3 protein-coding genes are annotated in these 4,006 nt (G+C 75.8%); 1 reads left to right on the top strand and 2 read right to left on the bottom strand.

The window, feature by feature from the left end:
• Positions 1-147: 147 nt before the first annotated feature.
• Both crtI and GTW08_RS23005 read right to left on the bottom strand, forming a co-directional pair.
• Positions 148-1,707 (bottom strand): phytoene desaturase family protein, encoded by a 1,560-nt coding sequence (crtI, locus tag GTW08_RS23010; protein WP_161152511.1) that lies wholly within the window; start codon positions 1,705-1,707, stop codon positions 148-150.
• 5 nt (positions 1,708-1,712) lie between these two features.
• Positions 1,713-2,813, bottom strand: a complete 1,101-nt coding sequence (locus GTW08_RS23005) for a polyprenyl synthetase family protein (RefSeq protein WP_161152512.1) — start codon at positions 2,811-2,813, stop codon at positions 1,713-1,715.
• 189 nt (positions 2,814-3,002) lie between these two features.
• On the opposite strand from GTW08_RS23005, the gene GTW08_RS23000 reads away from it, so the two are divergent.
• The gene (locus tag GTW08_RS23000) at positions 3,003-3,926 is read left to right on the top strand and encodes a methylenetetrahydrofolate reductase (RefSeq protein WP_073574255.1); all 924 of its coding nucleotides are present in this window, start codon (positions 3,003-3,005) and stop codon (positions 3,924-3,926) included.
• Positions 3,927-4,006 lie beyond the last annotated feature (80 nt).

Here is a 4,006-nt window from a genome sequence, read left to right as displayed (position 1 = left end):
CGCCGGGGTCCGGCGTCACCGTCTCGGGTGCCGCCGGGCGGGGGAGCGGGGGCGAGGGCTGAGCCGTCATCGTGTCCGTGTGTGCTGGTCGGGCATCGTCGGGAGCATGATTCCACGCCCCCCGGCACCCGCCCTCAGTGCCCCGTGTCAGTGCCCCGTGCGCGCGGCGGCCCCGCGCCCGGCGTGCTCGGCCGGGCGCGGACCGGTGATCCGCTCGGCCGCCAGCCGCCCGGAGATCAGGACCGGGGGGATCCCGACGCCCGGGGTCGTGCCGCACCCGGCGAGCACCGCGTTCGCCGTACCGCGGACCAGGTTGCGCGGCCGGAACGGGCCGGTCTGGGCCAGCGTGTGCGACGCCGAGAACGGCGTGCCCGCGGCCATCCCGGCGGCCGCCCAGTCCTGCGGGGTCCACATCCGGGTCCAGCTCGGCTGCGCGGAGGGGTCCACCAGCCCGCGGTCGGCGAGCACACCGAACAGCTCCTCGGCGTACGCCGGGCCGACCCGGTCCCAGTCGATGCCGGGCGCCACCGCGGTGTTCGGACACGGGGCGAGCACGCTCATGACCTCGCGCCCGCCGGGCTGCAGCGACGGGTCGGTCAGCCCGGGCCGGGTGACCAGCAGCGACGGGTCGGACATCAGCCGTCCCTCGTCGATGATCTCGCGGAAGGTGCCCGCCCAGGAGCCGCCGAAGGAGATCGTGTGGTGGTGCTGCGCGGTGCCGGGGGCGGGCGTGGGCATCCCGGCGTGCACGACGACGGCGCTGGGCGACCAGCGCAGCCCGACCGGACGCCGCGGTGCGCCGCCGAGCAGGGCGTAGGCCGCGGGCAGCTCCGGGGTGAGCACGACCGCGTCGCACGGGGTCAGCGTCTCGTCGGCGCCGTCGGGACCGGTGTGCCGGACCGCGGTGACCCGGTCCCCGGAGCGGTCCAGGCCGGTGACGGTGCGGCCGTAGTGGATCTCTGCTCCCGCGTCGGCGGCGGCGCCGGCCAGTGCGGTGCCCATCATCCGCATGCCGCCGCGCGGGAAGTACACGCCCGCGACGGTGTCCATGTAGGCGATCACGCCGTAGGCGCCGAGCGCGTCGCGCGGGGAGACACCGGCGTAGAGCGCCTGGAAGGAGAACACCCGGCGCAGCCGCTCGTCGGGCAGGAAGCGGTCGATCCGCTTCCCGAGCCGCCCGAAGCCGCCGAGGGCGGCGAGCCGGGCCAGGTCGGGGCCGAGCAGCGACAGCGGCGAGTCCATGTTCGCGCCGATGAAGTTGTCCATCTCGGCGCGGTAGAGGTCGGTGAGCCAGTGGCGCAGCCGCCGGTACCCGGCCGCGGAGTCCGGGCCGCACTGCTCGCGGATCTCGTGCTCCATCGCGGCGGCGTCGGTGTGCACCGCGATCGCCGAACCGTCGGCGAACTCGGCCCGGTAGGCCGGGTCGAGGCGGACCAGGTCGAGCCGGTCCGCGGTCGTCTCGCCGACGGCGGCGAACGCGGAGTCCAGCAGCTCCGGCATGGTCAGCACGGTGGGGCCGGTGTCCAGGGCGTAGGTGCCGTGGTCGTCGGTCACGTCGAGCCGCCCGGCGCGCCCGCCGGGGAAGCTCTCCCGCTCGACGATCGTGACGCGGCGGCCCGCGCCGAGCAGGTGCAGTGCTGTCGACAGCCCGGCCAGCCCCGCCCCCACGACGACGACGTGGTCGGTGTGCCCCTCGATCCGCCGCACCCCGCTCACCAGGCCCGCCGGGTCGCGCGCTCGGCCAGCTCGAACAGGTGCGAGCGGCCCGGTTCGGCGACCGGTGCGGAGTCGAGCGCGTCGAGCGCGGCGCCGGTGAGCGCGGCGATCCGCTGCTCCACCGACTGGACCGCGCCCAGCTCCGACAGCGCGGAGCGGGCCCGTTCCAGGCTCGCGGCGTCCAGGTCGGGGTCGCCGAGCGCGGAGAGGACGACGTCGGCCGCGGCCCGGTCCCCGCGCTGCTCGGCGCGCTGCAGGGCCGCGGCGACCAGTAGGGTCCGCTTGCCCTCACGCAGGTCGTCCCCGGCGGGCTTGCCGGTGACCCGCGGGTCGCCGAACACGCCCAGCAGGTCGTCGCGCAGCTGGAAGGCGACGCCGATGTCGGCGCCGTAGCGCCGGTAGGCCGCGACGACCCGCGGGTCGGCCCCGGCGATCGCCGCGCCCAGGTGCAGCGGCCGCTCCACGGTGTAGGCGGCGGTCTTGAACCGGTCGATGGTCAGTGCGGTCGACTCGGCGGTGTCCCCGGAGGCCTGGGCCAGCACGTCGAGGTACTGGCCGGACAGCACCTCGGTGCGCATCGCCCGCCACGGCTCGGCGGCGCGGGTGTGGGCGCCCTCGGGGAGCGCGGCGGCGTGGAACATGTCGTCGGCCCACACCTGGGCCAGGTCCCCGACGAGGATCGCGACGGCGGCGCCGAACCGCGCCGGCGGTCCGGACCAGCCGTTCGCCGCGTGCATCCGGGCGAACTCCACGTGCACCGTGGGCCGGCCGCGGCGGGTGGAGGAGGCGTCCATCAGGTCGTCGTGGACCAGGGCGCATGCCTGGATCAGCTCCAGCGCGGCGATCGCGCTCAGCACGCCCTGGGCGTGCGGGTCGGCCGGGTCGCCGCCCGCGCCACGCCAGCCCCACCAGGCGAAGGTGGGCCGCAGCCGTTTGCCGCCGCGCAGCACGAACCCGGCCAGCGCGTCGGCGGCCGCCGCGACGACCGGGTCGATGCCCAGCACCTCGGTGCGGCGGCGGTCCAGGTACCCGGCCAGCACCCGTTCCACGTGCTGGGGCAGCGCGTCGTCGAGCGGAGCCGGACCTGCGGTGGACAGGCCCGGGGATCCGGACGGACCGGACGGTGCGGACACGGGGGAGACGGGGTCGGCCACGACGACCAGGCTATCGGTGCACCCGGGACCCGGCCCGCCGATGCCGTCGTGGTGCACGTCATGGCGGTGCTCAGACGGTGCACGCCGGTCGGTGGACGACCGAACGGCGGTGCGCACCGTAAGGTCGTCGGGGTGACGACGACCTTCGCATCCACGGTGACCGAACGGATCAACGTCGACCGCCCCTTCTTCGCGGTGGAGTTCTTTCCCCCCAAGGACGATCGGGGCGAGGCGGAACTGTGGCGCGCCATCCGCCGCCTGGAGGTGCTCGACCCGGCCTACGTGTCGGTGACCTACGGCGCGGGCGGCTCCAGCCGCGACCGCACCGTCCGCACGGTGGAGCGGATCGCCACCGACACGACGCTGTGCTCGATGGCGCACCTGACCGCCGTCTCGCACTCGACCGACGAGCTGCGCCACGTGATCGGGTCGCTGGCCGCCGCGGGCGTCCGCAACATCATGGCGCTGCGCGGGGACCCGCCCGGCGACCCGCTCGGCGAGTGGGTCGCCCACCCCGACGGGCTCGAGTACGCCGACCAGCTCGTCGCGCTGATCAAGCGGTCCGGCCCGTTCTGCGTGGGCGTCGCCGCGTTCCCCTACGGCCACCCGCGCTCGGCCGAGCTCGAGACCGACACCGAGCGGCTCGTCGGGAAGTTCCGGGCGGGCGCGGAGTTCGCCGTGACCCAGCTGTTCCTGGAGCCCGACGGTTTCCTGCGGCTGCGCGACCGGGTCGCCGCCGCCGGGTTCGACCAGCCGATCATCCCCGGCATCATGCCGCTGACCTCGGAGAAGACCTTCCACAAGGGGCCCGAGCTGTCGGGCTCGCCGCTGCCGGCGGCGCTCGTCGAGCGGCTCGCGCCCTACTCCGGTGACACGGCGGCGTTCCGCGCCGCGGGCATGGAGGTCACCGGCGAGCTGTGCGAGCGGCTGCTCGCCGAGGGTGTCCCCGGGATCCACTTCTACTGTCTCAACCGGTCGACGGCGACGACCGAGCTGGTCGAGCGTCTCGGGCTGGCGCCGCGCCACGAGGGCACCCGGCTCTCCACGCCGGCCTGACCGTCCGCGGCGGGGCCCGCACCGGCCCGTCGCGGTGAGCCCACCCCGGTGAACCGGGTCCGGCCACCCGGTCCCCGGCC

Source organism: Pseudonocardia sp. SID8383, assembly GCF_009864975.1.
In the GTDB taxonomy this organism is placed as follows: domain Bacteria; phylum Actinomycetota; class Actinomycetes; order Mycobacteriales; family Pseudonocardiaceae; genus Pseudonocardia; species Pseudonocardia alni.
This window is presented reverse-complemented; position numbering and strand designations above follow the sequence as displayed.